This window comes from Psychrobacter sp. TB20-MNA-CIBAN-0197, assembly GCF_040309765.1.
Taxonomy (GTDB): Bacteria; Pseudomonadota; Gammaproteobacteria; order Pseudomonadales; family Moraxellaceae; genus Psychrobacter; species Psychrobacter submarinus.
In genome coordinates this window covers 63,876-86,667 of sequence record NZ_JBEOPC010000003.1, presented here as the reverse complement: position 1 = coordinate 86,667, position 22,792 = coordinate 63,876, and the positions used below count along the sequence as shown (strand labels likewise).

Here is a 22,792-nt window from a genome sequence, read left to right as displayed (position 1 = left end):
TAAAAAATAGCGTCATTGATAGATGAGAGATTTTAAGAACAGTGATTTGAGAAACTTTAGTTGGCTAGATAGTGACGCTTAAACCATTAATGTATCAGACAGGCTTTTGTCGCTCATGAATACTTTTGCTTTAAAATAGTAACCGTCAAGTCATTTTGCACACGCAAGTAACATTCTTTTGTATTGAGTAGTCTATACAAAGTGTGTATGTTAAGGGTTACGCGGGTGCCCGATCAATTATTTTACCCTTTACTATATTATTAGGAGCAAGAAGATTATGGAAAATCAAGTAAACCCAACCCGTAATGACAACCCAGTTTGGCTAAAAACGTATGAAGAGCTTGGGCTCACTTATGATATCAATATGCCGCCCGAAAACAGCTCACTTATCGATATCTTTGAAAACAGTTTTAGCAAATTTAGTAATAGAACCGCTTTTATTTGCATGGGCGCGTCGATTAGCTTCCAAGAAGTAGACGAATATAGCAAGCAAGTCGCTGTTTATCTGCAGTCGTTAGGACTAACAAAAGGCGATAAAGTAGCGGTTATGATGCCGAACATCTTACAGCTACCCGTGACGGTCATTGGCGTGCTGCGCGCAGGTCTCACCTTAGTCAACGTCAACCCTCTATATACCACCTCAGAGCTTGAGCATCAGCTGACAGATTCAGATGCCAAAGCACTGATTATGGTCGAAAACTTTGCCAAAACGTACCAAGATATCGGCCGTGATGTCGTCGACAATGTCGTCATTACTGGTATGGGCGATATGATGGGTACGCTCAAAGGCTTTATGGTCAATACTGTCGTACGTCACGTCAAAAAAATGGTCCCTGACTACAATATCAGTAATAGCGTTAGCTTCAAAAACATGCTGAAAAAGAGTCCAGCCCGTAAGTATAAGCGTCCAGACGATATTACCCTTAACGATATTGCTGTTCTACAATATACCGGCGGTACCACTGGGGTCGCTAAAGGCGCTATGCTCACGCACAAAAACTTAGTCGCAAACTTAGTACAAAGTAATACTTTCTTAGGCAGTGCCTTTGATGAATTCGATAAGCGCGGCGAGCAGCCTGTCATTATGACTGCCCTGCCGCTGTATCATATTTTCTCCTTTACCGTCTGCGGTATGTTCGGGATTTATCGTGGTTGTATTGGTCTATTAGTACCAAACCCGCGCGACTTAGACAGCCTGATGAAAGCTTATGAAGCCAATCCGCCTTCGTTCTTCCCAGCGGTCAATACTTTGTTTAACGCGCTTGCCATCAATGAGAAGTTCAAAGCGATGGATCATAGCAAGCTGCTTGTCTCTATGGGCGGCGGTATGGCAGTACTCAGCTCAACCGCTGAAAAATGGCGTCAAGTGACCGGCAATATTATCTTGCAAGGTTATGGTCTGTCTGAAACTTCTCCGGTATCAACCGCCAATCCGATCAACAGTACCACTTTTACTGGAACTATCGGCGTGCCTATGCCAGGGACTGAGATTGCTATCATTGATGATGAGGGCAATGAGGTCGCGCTAGGCGAGCGCGGTGAGATCGGCGTTCGCGGTCCGCAGGTGATGAAAGGCTACTGGCAGCGTAAAGAAGCTACCGCTGAGGTCATGACTGATGATGGTTATTTCTTAACGGGTGATATCGGTATCATGGATGAGGATGGTTATGTGACTATCGTGGATCGTAAAAAGAACATGATCTTAGTCTCAGGCTTTAACGTTTATCCGACCGAAGTCGAAGAGGTGATGTCCGGTCATCCCAAAATCGTTGAGTGCGGCGTCATCGGTATCAACAATGGCGAGAGCGGTGAGGTGCCGAAGATCTTTGTGGTGCGTCAAGATGAGAGCCTAACCAAAGAAGAGGTACTAAAATACAGTCAAGATAACCTGACGGGCTACAAGCGTCCACGTTATGTTGAGTTCATCGATGAGCTACCAAAATCAAACGTCGGTAAAATCTTGCATAAAGATCTGCGCGATATGGAAGCCAAAAACAACGCTTAAGCTAAGGGTAGCTGGCGAGTGATAAGCGGCTAATGATGGCAGCTTAAAAACCACAGATATTGAATATCTGATACCGAAAAACACAGATAAGGTAGCCATAAGCTGCCTTATCTTTTTTTGTGGCATTTTTCTTTGTGTCACAGGGTCTTGCTTAGCAATAGAGAATTTTTAGCAAAAATGCTATAGTCGCTAGCACTAGAATCCAGTAATTTTACTAAATAAAGAGTGCTTTTTGACAATGACATTCTAAATATCCCCTTAAATTGAATCATTTAGGACCACTTATGACTGAGAATAACAAGACTTCATCGCCTGCCATCCAAAATGAGTTTCCAACGATACCGGACATCCCAAGCGATAGACCTTGGCTCAATGCTTATGAGCGTTATGGCATTGACGCTACTATCGATATGCCAAAAGACGATACGTCGCTGCTTGATGTTTTTGAGCGCAACTTTCGCCGCTATGGCAAAAAAACCGCTTATATCTGTATGGGTGCGTCGATCAGCTACAAGCAGCTTGATCTCTATAGTCGTCAGATTGCCAGTTATTTGCAGTCGCTTGGTCTCCAAAAAGGCGATAAAGTCGGCGTGATGATGCCTAATATTTTGCAGTATCCTATAGTCGCGCTTGGTATCATTCGCGCAGGCATGACCTTAGTCAACGTCAATCCTCTTTATACTAGCCGCGAGCTGTCGCATCAGTTGCATGACAGCGGCACTAAAGCGTTATTTATCGTTGAAAACTTCGCGAAAACTTATCAAGAAGCGGAGGATAAAGGTCAGGTTGAGCACGTTATCGTCTGTAAATTGGGTGATATGTTAGGCACGCTAAAGGGTACAGTGGTCAATCTAGTTGCCCGCCATATCAAAAAAATGATCCCTTCTTACAATCTGCCCAACAGCACCTCATTTAAGCAAGCGCTGAATTCGGTATCAGCCAGCAAATATCAGCGTCCTAAGCTCAATCTCAGCGATGTGGCGCTGCTGCAATATACCGGCGGCACAACAGGCGTGGCCAAAGGCGCAATGCTATCGCACGGCAACTTAGTCGCTAACATGCTACAGATCAGCGTCCTTATGAATAGCGCTTTTGAGGATGATGCCAATAGCGATGATGTGATTTTGACCGCGCTGCCGCTGTATCATGTGTTCTCCTTTATGGTCTGTGGTATGTACGGTATGTATCAAGGTTACACAGGCTTACTGATTCCTAATCCGCGTGATCTCGATGGCTTGATCAAAGAGATGGATAAATATAAGCCTTCGTTTATTCCTGCCGTCAACACTTTATTCAACGGTCTTGTGCATCACGATGATTTTGCAAAATTGGATTTCTCTAATCTAAAAGCGGCTATCGGTGGCGGCATGTCGGTACTACCAAGCGTCGCTAAAGAGTGGCACAAGGTCACAGGTTTACCTATTGTAGAAGGCTATGGTCTGTCCGAAACCTCGCCAGTAGTGGCTTTTAACCCCATGACTATTGCCAAATTCACTGGCAAAATCGGTATTCCGGCTTCAAACACTGATGTCGTGCTTATCGATGAGGATGATAATGAAGTGGCAATCGGTGAGCGCGGGGAGATCTGCGTAAAGGGCCCGCAAGTGATGATAGGCTACCAAAACCGTCCTGATGAAACCGCAGAGACCTTTACTAAAAACGGTTATTTAAAAACTGGCGACATCGGTATTATGGATGAAAAAGGCTTTATCAAAATTGTCGATCGCAAAAAAGATATGATATTGGTCTCAGGATTTAACGTCTATCCGAACGAGATTGAAGAGGCGATGAGCGAGCATGCAGCGGTAAAAGAAGTCGGCGCTATCGGTGTGCCAAATGACGAGCGCGGCGAAGACCCAAAAATCTTTGTAGTCAAAAAAGGCGATGTCACCGAACAAGAGCTTATCGATTTTGGTAAAAAACAACTGACCGGCTACAAGCGTCCTCGTCATGTACAGTTCGTTGATGAGCTACCAAAATCTAACGTCGGTAAAATCTTACGTAAAGAACTGCGTAAAATGGAAGGTTTAGAATAAACAATAGGGGTTAGTGCTGAGTATTTATAACACCCAAAATGCTTATACCAGCGTATGGCGCTGCGTCAATCTTGCTATTGGCGCGCTGCCACGTTAGGATATCTTCTATATTTTACAAGGGCTTTTATAACCTTGTTCCAACTCTACCTTAGGATACTATATGCGTAATGACAACCGCGAGCTTGATCAACTTCGTCCAATCAGCTTTGAGCGTCACTATACCAAACATGCTGAAGGCTCGGTGTTGGTTAGCTTTGGCGATACCAAAGTGCTTTGTACTGCCAGTGTCGAATCCGGCGTACCGCGTTGGCTAAAAGGTAAAGGCAAAGGCTGGGTCACTGCCGAATATGGCATGCTGCCACGCGCGACCAATACCCGTAACCAGCGCGAAGCGGCTCGCGGCAAGCAGTCTGGTCGCACCCAAGAGATTCAGCGTCTAATTGGCCGTAGCCTGCGCGCGATGATCGATCTGAGCAAATTAGGTGAGAATACCATCTATCTTGATTGTGATGTGCTGCAGGCAGATGGCGGCACGCGTACTGCTAGTGTCACAGGCGCTGCAGTTGCGCTGATTGATGCGTTAGAGAGCTTGCAGAAAACCAAAAAGCTCAAAGCCGATCCGCTGATTGGTTTGGTCGCTGCAGTGTCAGTCGGCATGAAGGACGGTCAAGCTTATCTAGATCTTAATTATGAAGAGGACTCTAATTGCGATACCGACTTGAACGTGGTGATGACGCAAAAAGGTGAGTTTATTGAGCTACAAGGCACTGCTGAGGATAAGCCATTTACCCGCGCGCAGGCTGATGATATGTTGGCACTAGCTGAAAAAGGCATCAGCGAGCTAGTCGACTTACAAAAAACAGCGTTAGGCTGGTAAGGTATTTAATTAGCTAGAGGGTTATGCTAGGGCGTGTCCCTAATGATCTTCTAGCTACGGGCCAAATACGAGTTGTTTTATTATTCTGTGACAGGTTGTCTCTATGCTTAAGTTGACTGATGACGGTGCGAAGATTAGCTTGCAAGGACAGCCGCCTAGCGGTGATAATGGGCTATTTTGGTTTGGCTCAGCACTGTTGGTTGGCGCAGTTGGCGTGGCGATGGCGATGAGCCTACTGCCTGAGCGCCTCTCTATCGGCGCGTTGGCTTTGCTTATTATCGGTAGTTTTTTCTTTAACAGGCAACGTCAGCAGCGCAAAAAACAGCTCAGCGGCGTCATCAGCAGTGGCGTGTTATGGGTGCGCGCAGGCGAGTTGGTCCATGATAGCAACGGCAAGCGCGACTCTATTCAGCTCAGCGAAGGGGACAAAGTCACGCTATTTGGTGAGCAAATCCAGATCTTAGATGCTGATGATAACCGCAAATACCATATCAGCGGCTTTGACAGTGTGCAAGAAGCGAAGGCGGCGCAAGCAATATTGCAAGGTCAAGCGCTGAGCAAACGCCATGTCAATATTAAGATGCAGGACAGCGCTGATTAAAGCACTACTCTTCGCTATATATGAGCTACTATCTAATTTTTAATACCTTTTGTCATCTAATTGGTGCTGATAATGCTTGCAGCTTCCTAGCTAAATGGTTTATAACTTATAACTGATATCAAAGTTTGATAGTTACTATTTTGCTAGGGAGTCGGTCATGTCGGGTTTGTCTATGAGCGCAAAGCTGCGTTTGGGTAATCAGTCGCTTTTAACAGCGGGGATGCTTGTCTTTATGGCGCAAGCTCACGCGGACAGTATGAGCGCTCTTATCGCCCAAAAATCAGCACAGGCTAATGTCCGCTATACGCCCTCGTATTCAGCAGCACCCGCTGCTACAGTGAGCACTCGCTCTACTATAAAACGTGCGCGTCCTCACACAGCTACTCGCTCTACTAGTTATTCTTATCCGCAGCCCTTCTATCAGCCGCCACAAGTCTTGCCAGCGTTTTTATCCGGCAGTTATGATAATGTCGATAGCCAATATTTACCGATACTTAGCCAAGCCGAGAGCCAAAGCAGCACGGCCGCGCGCGAGGTCATCAGTACCGCACGCACTATGGCGCTCAATGAGCGCGCTATTATTCAAGGTGGCTGCTGGGACTACTTAGATGCGGTGTTTAAGCGGGCAGGGGTGACTCGCGATACCGTCCATAAAGGCGTCTATCGACAAGGCCCGTATGCTGCGAGTCACGAGATACAAGCAGGAGATTGGCTGTATTACATTAATCATGGCTATAACGGCGTCGAGCACAGCGGCCTGTTTGTCGGCTGGGTCGATGAGTCCGCTAAGCAAGCGCTGATGCTCAGCTATGCCGGTGAAAACCGCCGCGAGCCTGCGCGTTATAAGGTTTATGACCTCAGTAACGTTTATCAAATTATGCGTCCAACCATATAGCTTAGTTAGACTATAATCACATCTAATGATCAGACATAAAAAAGCGTCTGCAGCTTATAAGTTGCGGACGCTTTTTAAATAATAGCCGTGAGCTAGCGTGCTAAAAGGGCTTGACCACTACTAAGATAACAATAATCACTAAGCCAAGGACAGGCACTTCATTGAATCCGCGCCAAAACTTATGGCTTTTGTATTGCGGCTCATCAACAAGTTTTTTACGATAAAAACCGCAAGCGCCGTGATAGGCTGAGAGTAGAATCACTAGTAGTATTTTGACATGCAGCCAGCCTTGGGTTTTGTAGACCTCCCAGCCTAGTCCCACCATCCATAGGCCAAATATCCAAGTGGCGATCATCGAGGGGGTCATAATACCGCGATATAGCTTGCGCTCCATTATCACAAAGCGATCTTGGCTGATTTTGTCCTCACTCATCGCATGATAAACAAACAAGCGCGGTAAGTAGAATATCGCAGCAAACCAGCACACCATAGAGATGATATGCGCCGCTTTAATCCAGTTAAAATAATCTGCCATAACTTACTCTCTAAACCTTTTTGTTAATGCTCTGATGTCTGATGCTTTATGCTGATGTTTACTAATGTCAAAGCGGCTTACTCAGTGAGTAACACCTCGGAGCGCTGACCGCTTGCCGCATCTAAGACTGTAACGACTTTTGGCGCTCTAGGCGCTGCTATCTGCGCAGTTAAACCCAGCTCTTGCATCAATCGGTTGTCATTGGCTTGACTGGCGTTACCTGTGGTTAATAGCTTATCACCATAAAAAAACGAATTGGCGCCCGCCATAAACGCCAATGCTTGCTCGCTATCTGATAAGCTCTCACGTCCCGCTGATAGCCGCACGTAGCTCTTCGGGCAGCAGATACGCGTCACCGCAATCGTACGAATCCACTCCAGTACGGGCAGCTCGCCCTCGCTTAATACCTTGTCACCGAGCGGTGTGCCTTTGATAGGCACTAATAAATTGACCGGGATAGATTCCGGCGCTTTTGGCATCTTGAGCAGCTCATGTACCCAGTCGATCCTATCGTCACGGCTCTCACCCATACCGACGATGTTACCACTACAGACATGAATGCCTGAATTACGCACATGATCGATAGTCTCTAATCTGTCATCATAGCTGCGGGTAGTGACGACTTGATCGTAGTAACTTCTAGAAGTATCGAGGTTATGATTGTAGTAATCAAGCCCCGCATCAGCTAATTGGCTCGCCTGATCTGAATCGAGCATACCCAGAGTCATACAAGTCTCAAGCCCTAACGCTTTGACCTCTTTTATAAGCTCTATCACGTAGGGCATATCTTTATGACTAGGGTGCTTCCAAGCCGCTCCCATACAGAACCTTGATGATCCGCTAGCTTTGGCGCGTTTGGCAGCGGCAAGCACTTTATCTACTGCTAAGCGTTTTTCGGCTTGCAGTTGGGTCTTGTCACGGTGATGACCTGACTGCGAGCAATAGCCACAGTCCTCAGGACAATTGCCGGTCTTAATAGACAGTAGCGTGCTAATTTGCACCTCATTGGCAGTGAAGTTCTCTCTATGGATACTCTGCGCTTGAAGCAGTAAATCTATAAATGGCAAGTCAAATAGCGCTGCTATCTCGGCACGGCTGCGCTTTTGAACAGAAAAACGAGCCTGATTTTGGGTCGCGTCGGTTGCCAGATCAGCAGCGGTTTTAGCCGAGTGTACAGAAGTAGCCGGGACAAAACCGTTGATGTCATCTGCTTTATCATTAACCGCAGTAGGTTCTGAGATACTAAGTAATCCTGCCATCATTAATCCTTTAATTTACATGGAACGTTAGCCTCTAAAATTAGGCCATAAAAAAAGTTACGGCATCTAGTATACCGTAACCTTAATTAAAATACTTAGCGCGAGAAAACAAAGCTGTTTAGGCGCTATTTATTAGAGTTATTTGCCAAGCTTATGCTTCGCGACGCCTACCCAATGCTGTGCAAACTGCTGGGCTTTATAAGCGTAAGGCTTGGCTTTAGTGATATAAGGCTCACATTCTTCTGGGATAGTAGGTACGATATGCTTAGCAAGCTTATTGAACCACATCATCAAGCTATAATCGCCCTCAATGCTAAGCTTACCTTCTTGCACTGCAGTCATAAAGGCCGGCAGGCTACCTTTAGTTAATAGCTTAACACCGGTCATAGAGTCTTTGAATTTGATGGTCAGGTCCGCTTTTTCAGCTGCGCCGCTTTTTTGCTCAAATTGACCATTATCGAAACTAAAATGACGAGCGATGTCTGCTTCTTCGCTAGCAATTTCGATGACTACTTGGCGATCCGCCAGTAGCTGCTGAAACTCTTCGTTATCACTATCAGCAAGCATGGACAAGCGGTAGCCGACAACTGCAAGCAATACATCTAATGGATCGGACTTGATATCTAAAACAGGAACAGTAAACATAATAACACTCCTAAGGGTCAGTAAAATAAAGCGTACTCTATAGTAATTATCACTATAAGCATATATTTAAATGATAACTTATGCGTCCAATGCAATTCATTAGTAGTTGCGTAGAGGCCGTTAAGTATCGTGTAACAATAGCTCGTTGTTATACTGTTAAAAGCAGAGTTTTGAAGCTAAGGGCTACTTTTAAGACCATAAAAAATGCGCCGGAGAGTGGCGCATTTTTAACGAAAAAAACAAAGAGGTATCACTCAAATCGTGGCTGATAGTCATCATAGATAGGCGAGTGCTCGACGTAACGGGCTGCTGCGAGTGCGCGCTCTTGCTCCATCGCTTGACTGACGTCTTCATAGCGCAGAGCGCGGTATAGTACCCATGTAAATAAGGGCAGCCAGCTGATTCCCATCGCCGCTACATAGCCATGCCACTCTGAGAGCGAGGTCCAGAGCATTAGTCCACTATGTATCACCTCAACAGCTAACCAATAGGCGACGCCGCCCAATACATACCATAGTAGCCAGCGCTGCGAAGACAAGCTAATGGCGACAATGAGACTGGCTAATATACCATAACCCAACAAAGCGCTCGTATTGCCAGCCGCACTTAAAGTCTCAATACTCGCCATAGAAAATACAGTCGATAACATCATTCATCTCGCTATTCATAAGGTGAATTCCAATGACTTATTATGAAAGCAAAAAGGCAAAAGCTAAAGCGAGAAAAGTGCGGTTGCGACAACAGTTGACGTCTGTTTTTTTAGGTTTTGTATCCTTATTAGGGCGTGTTGAACATTCACAAATGCGCACTGCTGATAGCTAAAATAGTTCTAGTTTAAGTGAAAATTGCAGGTAATGCTTATTGCATTGGCTAGATTTTCGCAACGACTAGGGCGATTTTAGCATCAGCCTGCAGGGACAGGACTATTTTTTGCCGCTTTATTGATAAAAATAGACGCTTAGAACAACTAAACTTACCATTTTTATCTGCAAATCGCCTAAAAAATAGTCTCTGTCAGTGACAAGGTCGAATGTTCAATACGCCCTATTTATCGCTTATCACTTATTACTAAACATTAAAAGTTGGCGCGGGTTTGTTTGCTTTGATGTCCCCACCAAGACAGCAGTGATACTAGAACTGCGCCTAGAATCATTAGTCCTACAGTCGTTAGCCACTGCGCGCCAGTCGGGTAGTGCCAAGGCATGACATTATGAGTCGTCTCGCTATTGAGCGTACCGAGTGCATCCACTTTCCATGGCCAAACTTTGACTAAAGAGCCGGCGATAAAGCCTGTTAATAAAGCTAGAGTCGCTTGATAATACTTTGATAACAGCCACTTGAGCAGTCGGGTAAAGAGTAGCAATCCCGTCAGCATGCCTGCCATTAAGGTAAAAATAACGGTCAAATTAAAGGTATCTACCGCTTCTAGCACCGCATCATAAGCGCCCATGAGCAGTAAGATAAATGAGCCTGAAATACCAGGCAGAATCATCGCACAAATCGCAATCGCTCCGGCAAAAAACAAGTACGGCAAGCTTGGCGTAGCAGAAGATATCGGTAACTGGCTAATAAAGACTGCAATGAGTAATCCTGCGATAAATAAGCTTGCGCGCGCCGCCGTCCAGCGCTTAATCTCGCTCAATAAGATCACGACAGTAGCGACAACTAAGCCGAAGAAAAACGACCAAATAAGTAAAGGTTGATTGTCTAGTAAGTACTTAATCATGCCGGCTAAAGTGGCAAAGCTAGTCACGATACCTAATAGCAAAACCAATAAAAAAGTCGCATCAACTTGTCGCCAGACGGCAAGCAAGCCTTTGATGCCGCCATCAGCACGAAACACTTGCCAAAGACTCGGCCCAATACTACCCAAAGCGTTGATTAGGCGCTGATAAATACCCGCGATTAAAGCGATAGTACCGCCCGAGACGCCAGGAACGATGTCAGCGGCGCCCATGGCCATGCCCTTTATGTAGACACCAAAGAGCGACTTAGGTTGAGCTGATTTATCAAAGGAAGAGGCGTTAGGCCGATGGGTGGGCGGCGTATTTGGCTGCGGTGAGGGTGATGTCATTATTGACATTCCTTATAACAATGAAACAGCTAAAGAGGATTGATACACTTACGGAGGCGGCATTTAGCGTCCGAGGTACTGCGACTGCGATCTACAAACTACAAAAATGCTCATACGCTAAGCCAAGTGCTGATGTTGGCCGAGCGTGACGAGCTAAATGGACGATAAAGGAACTTGCCCCATTTTATACTTAGTAGACTTAGGACACCGGCGATAGTTCAGGATAGCCAAGCGCGTAGAGTACGCCTTCTAGTCCGGTGACATTGACTGCAGCATCGGCGCGGGCTTGGACGATAGGCTTAGCGTTATAGGCGACGCCTAAATCGGCAAGCGCCATCATCGGTAAATCATTAGCGCCATCACCCACACAGACCACTTGCGTCATCTCAATACCTAAGCGCTCAGCGGTCTGCTGAACGATGGCCGCTTTTTTATCACCATTGACGATAGGCAATTGAATATGACCGGTGACTTCGCCTTCTTCTATATCCAAAAAGTTGGCATGCACCTCATCGATACCGAGGCGCTCAGCGACATAATCAGCGAAGTAGGTAAAGCCGCCTGAGACGAGTATCGTATGATAGCCAAGAGCCTTTAGCGCAGTGATTGTAGTATGAGCGCCGGTAGAGATCTTCAGACGCGCACAAATCTCATCGAGCACTGTCGTTGGAATGCCTTCAAGCAGTGCGACTCGTCTGGCAAAAGACTCATCAAAATCGATCTCACCGCGCATAGCCGCCTCAGTGATGGCCTCAACTTCTGCTCCAATACCTGCAGTTTTGGCCAGCTCAACGATGACTTCTTGCTCAATGAGCGTGGAGTCCATGTCAAAACAAGCCAACTTGTGCGTGCGTAGCATGTGACCGATAGATAAGATATGACAGTCGACTAAATTCTCGCTATCTAAGCTTGGCGTGACTTCGTTGTCCGTACTTTCATTTTCTGAACTTTGATTATCAGTGCTTTGATTATCAGTATAGTGCTGAGCCAAGTCACGACGCAGACGGGTCGTTAACTGATCGTCGATGATATGCGCTGCGGCCACCTTTTTGGCCGGATGCATTAAGGTATCTGTCGCCGGTACTAGCAGATAGCGGAACACTTGTGCAGGGACAAACGCCGATTGAGTGGTGTCTTGTGTTTGAGCATTAGCAGCGGCGTCGCTTGTGGCGACATTGACATCAACCTCAATAAAGTTCGCCTCAGCATCTTCGGCTACCGTGACCAAATGCCAGCTTGGCTGCTCATCCACCCAAGATTGTACATAGTTATGGATATCTAGCGCCGGCACATGGGCGGGTAGCACCACAATCAAAGCAAACACCGGTAGCGACTGCAAGGCATCAAAGTCGCTCAAGCTTGTGCCACTAGGTAGCAGCGCGGCGACAGAATCGACGGCTTGTTGCCATGCTTTGCTGTCTTTTGGTAACGAGTAAGGCGTATTTTTTGGCATGGCTAAATTGTCCCTTGTATGCACAGATAAGATTAGGAATAATAACAGCTTTAGTACGCTAAGCCTATATGTGAGGCACAAACTATCTAGCATGCAAAAAAGCCTCATGGCAGACGCAAAGGTGGCCAATAGCGCTAAATAGCTCGCTAATTTAACGACAGCAAAATGGATGAAAGTTTAGGCTTAAACCTTAGAGCATTAAATTTATTATTGCCATAAACTATGATAGCCGTGATGATGATATAGTAGCTATAAGCGCGTTAGCGTTCGGCGATAAAACTGAGCTTGCCAAGCACCAGTTAGCTTATCTATAGAGCCGTTAGCCGCTACTTGACCTTATGCTTTTCCTAAAACGATCACAAAACGATAGACAGTGTCGTTTTTCATTCTTTCTTATAAAAAAGTTTACTCTACCATGACTTATTTAGCGCCGCGGCAAGGATTGTTTGCCATCATAATCTTGATTAGTTTTTGTTTGCAAACCTTACTGTTAGTCATTAGTACTGATCAGCAGTTGAGCAACAGTCGTCAGCTAAAAGGCGAGCAGATGGTCGCTCAGCTTATCGATGAGGCGCGCTTGTCTTTAGAGAATCAAGACCGGGTCAGCCTGAGCGTTATCGCCAATCGCTATACTAGTGAGCAAGATGTCACGCGATTGGTCATTAAAGATAACAACGATGAGGTGTTAGTGCCCGTAGGTAATGCGCCTATGCAACAAGGCAATACGATTAGCCAAATAGCGACTAATGGCGATGCGGTGATCGGTAGCGTCGCGCTCACCTTAAAGGACATCAGCAAAGGTGAGATTATCACCATGCAGTGGCCGTTTGTGATTGGCTCGATGATTTTGCATTTATTGCTATTATTGGTTTATAGCTATGTTGCGCGGCCGACAAAAGAGCAGATCAGCGCGCTAAGTCAAGATATAGAAGATGTGCATCGTGAGCAGTATGCGCGCCGAGCGCAGGCTCATAGCCGTTATCCTGATGAGATCAGTCAGCAAAGCGAGACTGAGGCTTATGCGCAAGCCGCGCTTGATGACAGCGCTAGTGCGTTAGCAAATACTAAAGCCGCCGCAGTCAATACGGCAACTATACATAGTGAGCTGAATGCTTATCTCAAGTCTCAGCAATCAGCGGACACTCACTCAACCGATACTCACTCAGCCAGCAGCAGTGCCGCTCAAAGTAATGAGAGCGCGGCGCGCGCTTCTAGTCCGGACCAAGCGCAGCATGACGCGGATACCACTCAAAGTCATACAACCGATATGGCAAGCGCCAAAGGGTATGATGCGGCTAAACCTAGCGCGCAGGGCTCTAGTTTATCTTCTTCTCGCACCCTTGAGACGGTAAGTGTACATATTAGCTTTCATGACGAGTACAACATGCTCGAGCTTTTAGCGCCAGAGACGCGTGTGCCTTATCTAGCCTTATGTACTCAGCTCCTGCAGCAAGCTTTGACTGAACTGTTAAAGCAGCCTTTATTATTAGGAATTAGCGCGGTCAATGAGCCGCACTTTGATGAAAATGGCGCTATAGCGGTGCTCAAAGCAGATAATAGCCACGCAAAAGTAGCACTGGCCGGAGTCATGCTAGGCAAGCTGTATTTGATGCTTAATAAAATCATTCATGATAAGCATATTGAGCTGTCTCGCTTTGCGCTACCGGCAAAAGTAGGCGTCAGTGATGAAGCGCGAGCAGAAGCGATGACTCAGCTGCTCGCGAGCGTCGGCAAAAAAGAGCAGATGCTTATATTACTGCCTCAAGTAGGTCTAAAACAGATCGCAAGCTACGTGCAGGTACAAAGCGTCAAGCGCCCAACTACAGTCTATGAGCGTGAATGTGCGATATTTGATGGAGGTAATGATGCTATGATGCAGCGCTTAGCCGATGTGCGCAACTCAGTGCTGATGACAGAAAGTGAAGCTTAAATCGCCTAGAGAATAAAAATCAGTACCGAATCAGTACCGAGATAAAATGCGCTTAATGACGAAAAGCATTGACAAGACACTTTAGAGACTTTATAAGGCATATATAAAGTGAATGATTTTGAATTTTTGGTACAAATAATAGGAGTTTGTCATGAGTGATCCTGATATTGATGATTTTGATGATGAATTTGCCGATGACGACGATGCAAAGATGGTAGAAGAGGCTGAGACCAGTGTCCGTACGCGTCTGAGCAGTTTAGAGAAGCGTCGTCTCATTGATAATTTATTAGAAGAAAAGCGTCTAGCAAAAGCGCTAAAAGACGACTTAGAAGATGATGGCGATGATGATCTCGACGACGACTGGGACGACGACTGGGATAATGACGAGGTCTAGCTCTCGCGCCCTTTGCTAAAAGGGCAACACACTGAGCTAACATAAGACAACGCTAGTCGTGCTAAGCGGATACCGCTTAATATAGAACCTCCTAATCGAGTAATAGCGTTAAAATTCGGCAGCCAAACGACAAGGAAGCGCGCCATGAGTAGCAACCCATTGAGCTTTGATCAATTACTAGATTTTTTGGATAACCAAGAGAGCCTCTACGTGCTCGATAGTATCGCCACCCATGGGTTTTTGACCGCTACGGTGATCGGTCGTCCACTGCCTAACTGGTTGGATGCGCTATTTGATGGTCAAGCGGACAAACTACCAGAGAACGTAGTAGATGGCGTAAAACGCTGGCGTCAAGCTATCCTCGCTGAGCTCAAAAATGAGCAGCCCATTGAGCTGCCATTTAACGAAGATGCGCAGGATGAAGACACGGCGATGGACTTCTCTGAGGAGTCAGATATCGTCGCTTGGTCGATAGGGTTTGTCGATGCGATGTATGCTGATGAAGCTGAGGACTGGTTTGAGAACGAAGAGACAGCTGAAGATGTCGCTGTTTTAACCTTGCCTATGGTCGTATTCAGCGGCATCGACGATGAAGATGAAGAGCTGACACAAATGCGCAGCGATGATAAGAAAATGGCGCAAATGGCCAATAGTATCGAAGGTAATTTGACTGAGCTGTTTTTATTATTTCATACCAATGATTAACAGGGCTATTCCATGACCGTGCAACTCTCCAACCTTGAGCATTTACCAGGCTATCGTATTACTGAGCGCTTAGATGTCGTCTATGGTAGTACCGTGCGCTCAAAGCATGTCGGTAAAGACTTATTTTCTGGTCTAAAAAACATCGTTGGCGGCGAGCTGACCGCTTATACTGAGCTACTAGAAGAGTCGCGCCAAGAAGCGATAGATCGTATGGTGGTCAAAGCTGAAGCGTTGGGCGCTGATGCTATAGTCGGACTACGGTTTTCGACGTCTAGTATCGCCCAAGGCGCTTCTGAGCTATTTGTCTACGGCACTGCCATCAAAGCAGTACCCGAGGAGCAGCCATCATCCAATCCGTATCCTAGCGATACGGGTTATCAGTCTTATCAAGCGCCTAATAACCAAGGCCAGCCAACAGCAACCAACCCTCCTGCAGATGACTTACCACGCTTTAATCCTTTTGGTGAGTAGTGCCTTTTCATACAATTAAGTCATACCGCTAAGCTGTCAGACTTTTATCACTAGAGATGGGTTATGAATAACTCTTTAACGCAAATGCTGATCAACTATGCGCCGCTACTGATTTTGTTTGTCGTCGGCTGGTTCTTTGGTACACGCCATGAGCGCCAGCATTTAGGACGTTTATCAGTAGCAGAAAAAGAGCTGAGTCATATTATCGTCTCAAGTGAGCGTTTTTATCGCCCCAAGTTACAAGCGAATAGTGAAGGCGAGCTTGTGCTTGGCAGCGTGGTCATCGCGCAAGACTACTTCAAAATGGTCATCGCCAAAGTGCTGAGCTTATTTGGCAAAAACTTAACCACTTACGAGACACTACTCGACCGAGCTCGCCGAGAAGCGCTCGTGCGTATGCGTACCCAAGCGCATAGCAAAGGCTATAATCACGTCTATGGTTTGCGCTTAGAGGTCACGAATGTCAATCAGCTCGGCAGTATGGTCGAAGCGATTGCTTACGGTACGGCGGTCATCAGCAGCGACAGTCTCAAATAATCCTCTGCTAGTATCAGTTGTTTCGTCGCTTCATTCATAAATCACGGTTGAACCAAACCTCTTATCTGCGACAACTACTGTCTAATCATATCCTCGTTTTTATTATTAAAAAACAAAAGCCTATTATTGACTGGCAAGTAGTCGAAACTGAGCCATGAGTTTATGCTTGTACCGTTATACTCATTTATAACGTTATTTTTCGGCCTAAATAGGTCTTCACTACATGGAAGTAGTTATGGAAAGTGTTCAGCTAGTCACCTTTGTCAATTCAGTCGTCATTCCTATTTGTCTATTTTTGATTATGATGGGCATGGGTCTGACCTTAGTCGTAAATGACTTCAAACGCGTAGTAAAATTCCCTAAAGCGGTGAGTATAGGTTTAGCCAATCAGCTTATCATGCTACCGCTTATCGGCTTTGCTCTTGCCAATATTATGCCGCTACGTCCTGAATATGCGGTAGGCGTCATGTTACTAGTGCTATGTCCGGGCGGCACCACCTCCAATCTGTTCACTTTTTTGGCCAAAGGCGATGTGGCGTTATCAGTGACTATGACCGCCATTGCTAGCGTTATTACTGTCTTTACCATTCCTATCGTACTGAGCTTTTCGCTGGTTTACTTTATGGGTGCAGGTACTGAATTTCAGCTACCTATTGTCAAAACTATGATTTCACTCTTTGTGATTACTATTCTGCCTATTAGTATTGGTATGATAATTAAACGCTATAAGCCAAAACTCGCCGACAGCTCGCAAGTGCTGGTTTCTAGATTTGGGGTAACATTTTTGGCGATGCTCGTGGTGTTTTTGAGCTATGTGCAACGCGATATCATCGTTGACGCTTTTGTGAATACAGGGCCTGTTTCGTTAATTCTTAATCTAGTTACTATGGCGCTCGGCTACTTCTCCAGTAAGCTATTAGGCTTAAACTTAGCGCAAAGAACCTCTATTACCATGGAAGTGGGACTACAAAACAGTACGCTGTCGATCTTTATGGCGCTAACGCTATTGTCTAACTATGATATGTCGATGACGCCAGCGATCTATACGCTGATTATGTTCTTCACCGCCGGCATCTTGGTCAAGGTATTTAGTGGTAAAGCCAAAAAGCAGCAAGCAGCTTATGCCTAAGCAATAAATGATCGAGACAAGGTAAAATAAAAATCTCATGACCAAGCGATAGTACTGGTCATGAGATTTTTTATAAGTAACGGTTAGCATCAGTCCCTTTAAGCAAGCCTTAGGAGACTTTTAGCGCTTGCGACCGTTAAGCCTTGCTAACTTGTTAGACTTATCCTCAGCGCTTTCTTCGCGAACTTTAGCCACATCAAACAAGAAGGTACGGTTTTTAAGCACCGCCACAAACACCACACCGCCAACAGTATTACCAGCTAATACGACTGCCAAAAATAGTAAATAATCTAATATACCCACAGTAGTGCCGTACATTAAGGCGGCGAATACTTCGATATTGCCAACGATGCTGTGATGCAGACCCAAAAAGCCAATGCTCCCTGTGATCAGTGTCACAAGGACGATGCGACTAATGGTATCGCGCGCGGAGGTCACAAGCCAGGCGGCAATGCCCATCATCCAGCCGGCGAGTACTGCGCTGCCAAAGATGACCCACCACTCAAAGCCTAAAACATGCTCGGCATAAGCATTGATAGCGCTTACGGTAAATAGATCCATATTAAGGCCTAGGCCAATCATCAAAGCGGCAAACAGACAACCGCCGACGACATTACCCGCGATAACGATGCCCCAAAGTCGCAGCAATTTATGCAAAGGCTCGATTTTATTGAGCACAGGCAAGCTCAGTAGGGAGGTTTGCTCAGTAAATAATAACGACTGTCCAATAACGACAATAATAAAGCCAATCGGATACAGTAAGGAGGACAGTACCATAGCGTAGTCATCCGGTACGACACCCTTGAGCAGGGCGAAGGCAGACAAAATCACAAAAAAGCTAATGCCAATCTCTAACCCCGCAGTAAAGGCGCTGGTAAATAACGAGCCTAACGAGCGTCCAAAAGTTTCTTTGGCATCGATGAACTGCTCGACTAAGATACTCGCTGAGCTTTTGGCTTTACTTAAGTTGTCGTCGCTAGCGACTTTTTTGATAGTTTCTTTTTCTTCCTGAGTGAACTCTTCTGGGAAGTCTTCATCGCTGAGATTTTCGGTGATATCATTGCTAGGCGCGCTATCGTCGACATCCTGTGACGAATTTTCTTTGTCAGTATTAGCATCATCTTTGACGCTGCCATCGACGTCATCATTAACTTTATCTTCGCTAGCTTCTAGAGGCTCTTTATCGGTCGCTACCGTATCAGAATCTGTACTGTTTCTCTCTATATCGTGCTGACTTTGAGAATCTAAAGTGTCGTTTGCTAAGTCTTGGGATTTATCATTATTTTGGGGCACGGCAGGCTCGCTATTTTGTATGGCTAGTAACAGTATTGTGAATATACTTAATGTTCAATGTGCTTCATTCTTAATATCTCAGTGTTAATCTTTTAGTGTCATTATTTTAGTATTAAGCCGTTGCGGTAAAAGTGATATGCTCCATTATATTTAGGTTTAGACGGATTGCTGTTGTTGATTGTTTAGGGCGTGTTGAACATTCGACCATGGCACTGACAGAGACTATTTTTTAGGCGATTTGCAGATAAAAATGGTAAGTTTAGTTGTTCTAAGCGTCTATTTTTATCAATAAAGTGGCAAAAAATAGTCCTGTCCCTGTTGTTGTCGTGAGGGCTGATGCTAAAATCGCCCTAGTCGTTGCGACTGTTTAAATAAAATCAGCTAACCAATGCAATAAGCATTACCTGCAATTTTAACGACGACTAGAACACAGCTTTGATAAACTAGTAGCGATCAGCAGTGCGCATTTGTGAATGTTCAACACGCCCTAATAAGAATTAATAATAGCGCTGAAATCTGCGCCGATAAATCACCTTAACGCTAACAAAATAAACCTATCTGCGTTAAAATCACTCTATTCGTTATTAACCCTATATTTATACCTATTTTTTACCTTCATTATTAATAAAAGACCAGGCCACTATGAGCAATTCTAATACTAACACCAACCTAACCCAGTCTATCCAAGCCGCGCTAAGCCAATTAGAGAACGCTTATAACCCAAGCGCAGTAGAAGCGGGCATGTATCAAGGCTGGGAAGAGAGCGGTTATTTTCAGCCAACCTTTGATAAAGATGAGTCGTTCTCTATCGCGCTGCCACCGCCAAATGTCACGGGCTCGCTGCATATGGGACATGGGTTTAACAACGCAATCATGGATGCGCTGACGCGTTATCACCGCATGGATGGCGACAATACGCTGTGGCAGCCGGGTACGGATCACGCCGGTATCGCCACCCAAATGGTGGTTGAGCGTCGTCTCAACGCTGAGGGTATCCGTCGCCATGATTTAGGCCGCGATGCTTTTATTGATAAAATTTGGGAGTGGAAGGAAGAGTCGGGCGATAATATTACGACTCAGATTCGTAGGCTTGGCAGCTCAGTCGACTGGTCGCGTGAGCGTTTTACCATGGATGACGGTCTGTCCAATGCGGTCAAAGAAGTGTTCGTACGTCTGTTTGACGAAGGTCTTATCTATCGTGGTAAGCGTTTGGTTAATTGGGACCCTAAGTTCCAAACCGCGCTGTCAGATCTTGAAGTCGAAAACCATGATGAAAAAGGTAACCTTTGGCATTTTCGCTATCATTTCACGGATAAAGACCTAACGACCCAAGATGGCAAAAACTATCTAGTCGTTGCCACCACCCGTCCTGAAACGCTCCTTGGCGATACTGCTGTCGCGGTCAATCCGAGCGATGAACGTTACGCACATTTAGTGGGCAAGACCATTACTTTGCCAATCACAGGGCGCATCGTTCCTATCGTCGCCGACGATTATGTCGATATTGAGTTTGGTACCGGCTGCGTAAAAATCACGCCTGCCCACGATTTTAATGACTACGAATTAGGCCGTCGTCATGAGCTGCCGCTGATTAATGTATTGGATGCCCATGCCAATATCTTGCCACAGATGGAAATCTACCCTGATTTGCAAACGCGTGAGCCTAACTTGGAGACAACGCCAAGCGACCACGCAGGCGATAGCTACGCAGGTCTCGAGCGCTTTACCGCCCGTGTCAAGATGGTAGCACAAGCGCAAGAAGAGGGCTGGCTAGATAGTATTGAAGATTACGAGCTTAAAGCGCCGCGCGGCGATCGTAGCGGCGTCATCGTCGAGCCGTGGTTGACCGATCAATGGTATGTGGCAGTCAATAAACTGGCTGGTCCTGCGATCGATGCGGTCGAGAATGGCGATATTGAGTTCGTCCCCGCGCAGTACAAAAACATGTATATGGCGTGGATGACCGACCTGCAAGACTGGTGCATCAGTCGTCAACTATGGTGGGGTCATCGTATCCCAGCGTGGTATGACGATGCGACGGGTGAGATCTATGTCGCCCGAGATGAGGCGGAAGTTCGCACTAAATATAACTTAAGTGACGATATCAAACTGCGCCAAGACGATGACGTGCTCGATACTTGGTTTAGCTCAGGACTATGGACCTTTAGTACACTAGGCTGGGCTGATCCGGCTGCCGATAAAAAGGTGCTTGAGACTTTCCACCCAACTAGCGTGCTGGTGACAGGCTTTGACATTATTTTCTTCTGGGTCGCGCGCATGATTATGCTGACCATGCACTTCGTGAAAAACGACGATGGCACGCCGCAAGTACCGTTTAAGACCGTTTATGTCCATGGTCTCGTCCGTGATGGCCAAGGACAAAAAATGTCCAAATCCAAGGGTAACGTGCTCGACCCAATCGATATCATCGATGGTATTGATTTGGAAACGCTAGTAGAAAAACGCACCAGCAATATGATGAACCCAAAAGACGCGGCGAAGATTGAGAAGCAAACGCGTAAAGAGTTCCCAGAGGGTATCCCAGCCTACGGTACCGATGCGCTGCGCTTTACCTTCACCTCCCTTGCCAGTACGGGTCGCGATATCAACTTTGATCTGAAACGCGTTGAGGGCTATCGTAACTTCTGTAATAAAATCTGGAACGCCAGCCGTTTTGTCCTCATGAACTGTGTCGATAAAGAGGGGAGCGCGCTGCCTATTGACCAAACGGCTAACCCTGACGTATGGGAATTACCAGAAAAATGGATCATGAGCCGTCTGAACTCTAGCATCAAAGACATTCATCAGCATTTCGCCCAGTATCGTCTCGATATGGTCAGCCATGATATCTATGAGTTTATCTGGAACGAGTACTGTGACTGGTACGTTGAGCTTGCCAAAGCCAGTCTCAATGATGACTCGGTGTCTGACGAGCGTAAAGCGCAAATCCGCTATGTACTACTGCACGTGCTAGAGACGGCACTACGTTTTACCCATCCAATCATGCCGTATCTGACCGAAGAGATCTGGCAAACCATTGCGCCACTGCTAAATCGCAAAAACACCGACAGCATCGTCATCGCTGACTACCCGCAAACCGATAGCGCGCTGATTAGCGAGCAAATCGAGTCTGATATGGACTGGCTACAAGAGCTGATCGCTAGCGTCCGTAATATCAGAGGCGAGATGAAACTCGGTAACGCGGTGCGCTTGCCTGTGCTACTACAAAATATCTCTAGTGAAGAAGAGCAGCGCCTATCGCGCATTGCCAATCAATTTAAGGCATTAGCGAAAGTGGAGAGCTTAACCCTTCTAAAAGACGGTGATGAGGCGCCACTATCGTCATCGAGCATGGTTGGCCAGCTACGCGTCCTTGTACCCATGAAAGGGCTGATTGACCCAACTGCTGAGCTAAAACGTCTGGGTAAATCTTTTGATAAGCTACAAAAGCAAGCCGAAGGTATCGCGCGTAAGCTAGGTAATGAAGGCTTTGTCAGTAAAGCACCTGCGGAAGTGGTCGATGCTGAGAAAGCGAAACTGGCTGAGTTAGAAGGTCAGATTAAGACTATGGCGGGGCAGATGGAGGAGTTGAAAGCGCTGTAATTAAATTATAAATATCTATAGTAATAAAAAACGCTGTCACAATAGTGATGGCGTTTTTTATTGTCTGTATGGCAATATGTCTATCGCGCATGATTCTTTGCTGCCATTCGGGGGTGCTACTGCAGGTCTAAATGCTGATGGACAGTACGACCATATTAAGGACAGTGTGATTCCAACCTTTTCTATGCCAATATTGGTATATGGCTGTTCATGTGGGTGGCGGTAGAGTGATTGTTAGGGTATGTCGTTGTTTAAGATGACTTCTTACTATCCATTCATCGAATAGTAGTCGTATTTATATGATAAAACTGAAAATTTGTGTATTATTACTTGAAAGGCAGTAAGTTAAG

At 46.0% G+C, this 22,792-nt stretch carries 20 protein-coding genes; 13 read left to right on the top strand and 7 right to left on the bottom strand.

Annotation, left to right across the window (positions count from 1 at the left end; all coding sequences use genetic code 11):
- The first annotated feature begins 277 nt into the window (after positions 1-277).
- From AAEY83_RS01670 to AAEY83_RS01650, 5 genes are all read left to right on the top strand, one after another.
- On the top strand, positions 278-2,005 hold the full coding sequence (locus AAEY83_RS01670) for an AMP-binding protein (protein ID WP_025644886.1): 1,728 nt from the start codon (positions 278-280) through the stop codon (positions 2,003-2,005).
- A gap of 284 nt (positions 2,006-2,289) precedes the next feature.
- Positions 2,290-4,041 carry an AMP-binding protein gene (locus AAEY83_RS01665; RefSeq protein WP_025644885.1) on the top strand — a complete coding sequence of 584 codons (1,752 nt, stop codon included), beginning with the start codon at positions 2,290-2,292 and terminating at the stop codon, positions 4,039-4,041.
- Between the two features lie 160 nt (positions 4,042-4,201).
- On the top strand, positions 4,202-4,918 hold the full coding sequence (rph, locus tag AAEY83_RS01660) for a ribonuclease PH (protein WP_025644883.1): 717 nt from the start codon (positions 4,202-4,204) through the stop codon (positions 4,916-4,918).
- A 103-nt stretch (positions 4,919-5,021) separates the two neighbouring features.
- On the top strand, positions 5,022-5,519 hold the full coding sequence (locus AAEY83_RS01655; protein ID WP_025644881.1) for a hypothetical protein: 498 nt from the start codon (positions 5,022-5,024) through the stop codon (positions 5,517-5,519).
- A 157-nt stretch (positions 5,520-5,676) separates the two neighbouring features.
- Positions 5,677-6,414, top strand: a complete 738-nt coding sequence (locus AAEY83_RS01650) for a hypothetical protein (RefSeq protein WP_025644879.1) — start codon at positions 5,677-5,679, stop codon at positions 6,412-6,414.
- A gap of 100 nt (positions 6,415-6,514) precedes the next feature.
- On the opposite strand, the gene hemJ is transcribed toward AAEY83_RS01650, so the two are convergent.
- From hemJ to aciT, 4 genes are all read right to left on the bottom strand, one after another.
- A complete protein-coding gene (gene hemJ / locus AAEY83_RS01645) occupies positions 6,515-6,949 on the bottom strand; it encodes a protoporphyrinogen oxidase HemJ (protein WP_025644877.1) in 435 nt (144 codons plus the stop codon).
- 77 nt (positions 6,950-7,026) lie between these two features.
- Positions 7,027-8,208 (bottom strand): biotin synthase BioB, encoded by a 1,182-nt coding sequence (bioB, locus tag AAEY83_RS01640; protein WP_025644875.1) that lies wholly within the window; start codon positions 8,206-8,208, stop codon positions 7,027-7,029.
- Between the two features lie 138 nt (positions 8,209-8,346).
- A complete protein-coding gene (locus AAEY83_RS01635) occupies positions 8,347-8,853 on the bottom strand; it encodes an SCP2 sterol-binding domain-containing protein (RefSeq protein ID WP_025644873.1) in 507 nt (168 codons plus the stop codon).
- A 250-nt stretch (positions 8,854-9,103) separates the two neighbouring features.
- Positions 9,104-9,505 (bottom strand): AciT family ciprofloxacin tolerance protein, encoded by a 402-nt coding sequence (gene aciT, locus AAEY83_RS01630; RefSeq protein ID WP_227501898.1) that lies wholly within the window; start codon positions 9,503-9,505, stop codon positions 9,104-9,106.
- 29 nt (positions 9,506-9,534) lie between these two features.
- Between aciT and AAEY83_RS01625 the strand changes: the two genes are divergently transcribed.
- Positions 9,535-9,675 (top strand): hypothetical protein, encoded by a 141-nt coding sequence (locus AAEY83_RS01625; RefSeq protein ID WP_156923944.1) that lies wholly within the window; start codon positions 9,535-9,537, stop codon positions 9,673-9,675.
- 253 nt (positions 9,676-9,928) lie between these two features.
- Here AAEY83_RS01625 and AAEY83_RS01620 read toward each other — a convergent pair whose 3' ends face one another.
- Positions 9,929-10,927: a DUF368 domain-containing protein gene (locus AAEY83_RS01620; protein ID WP_084212610.1), complete on the bottom strand. Its 999-nt coding sequence runs from the start codon at positions 10,925-10,927 to the stop codon at positions 9,929-9,931.
- 199 nt (positions 10,928-11,126) lie between these two features.
- On the bottom strand, positions 11,127-12,380 hold the full coding sequence (serB, locus tag AAEY83_RS01615; protein ID WP_025644867.1) for a phosphoserine phosphatase SerB: 1,254 nt from the start codon (positions 12,378-12,380) through the stop codon (positions 11,127-11,129).
- Between the two features lie 415 nt (positions 12,381-12,795).
- On the opposite strand from serB, the gene AAEY83_RS01610 reads away from it, so the two are divergent.
- From AAEY83_RS01610 to AAEY83_RS01585, 6 genes are all read left to right on the top strand, one after another.
- Entirely contained in the window at positions 12,796-14,310 is a 1,515-nt protein-coding gene (locus tag AAEY83_RS01610; protein ID WP_025644865.1) for a hypothetical protein, read from the top strand.
- Between the two features lie 151 nt (positions 14,311-14,461).
- Entirely contained in the window at positions 14,462-14,704 is a 243-nt protein-coding gene (locus tag AAEY83_RS01605) for a PA3496 family putative envelope integrity protein (protein ID WP_025644863.1), read from the top strand.
- Positions 14,705-14,848: 144 nt separating this feature from the next.
- Positions 14,849-15,409 (top strand): YecA/YgfB family protein, encoded by a 561-nt coding sequence (locus tag AAEY83_RS01600; protein ID WP_084212609.1) that lies wholly within the window; start codon positions 14,849-14,851, stop codon positions 15,407-15,409.
- Positions 15,410-15,421: 12 nt separating this feature from the next.
- Positions 15,422-15,880, top strand: coding sequence for a YbjQ family protein (locus tag AAEY83_RS01595; protein ID WP_025644859.1), 459 nt, complete (start codon positions 15,422-15,424; stop codon positions 15,878-15,880).
- A gap of 63 nt (positions 15,881-15,943) precedes the next feature.
- Positions 15,944-16,417, top strand: coding sequence for a YbjQ family protein (locus tag AAEY83_RS01590; RefSeq protein WP_037058815.1), 474 nt, complete (start codon positions 15,944-15,946; stop codon positions 16,415-16,417).
- Between the two features lie 235 nt (positions 16,418-16,652).
- Positions 16,653-17,546: a bile acid:sodium symporter family protein gene (locus AAEY83_RS01585; RefSeq protein ID WP_025644856.1), complete on the top strand. Its 894-nt coding sequence runs from the start codon at positions 16,653-16,655 to the stop codon at positions 17,544-17,546.
- A 120-nt stretch (positions 17,547-17,666) separates the two neighbouring features.
- Here the strand turns inward: AAEY83_RS01585 and AAEY83_RS01580 are convergent, their stop codons facing one another.
- Positions 17,667-18,839, bottom strand: a complete 1,173-nt coding sequence (locus AAEY83_RS01580; RefSeq protein ID WP_025644855.1) for a formate/nitrite transporter family protein — start codon at positions 18,837-18,839, stop codon at positions 17,667-17,669.
- Positions 18,840-19,481: 642 nt separating this feature from the next.
- Between AAEY83_RS01580 and AAEY83_RS01575 the strand changes: the two genes are divergently transcribed.
- Complete coding sequence (locus AAEY83_RS01575) at positions 19,482-22,442, top strand: valine--tRNA ligase (protein WP_025644854.1); 2,961 nt, start codon at positions 19,482-19,484, stop codon at positions 22,440-22,442.
- Positions 22,443-22,792: the final 350 nt, after the last annotated feature.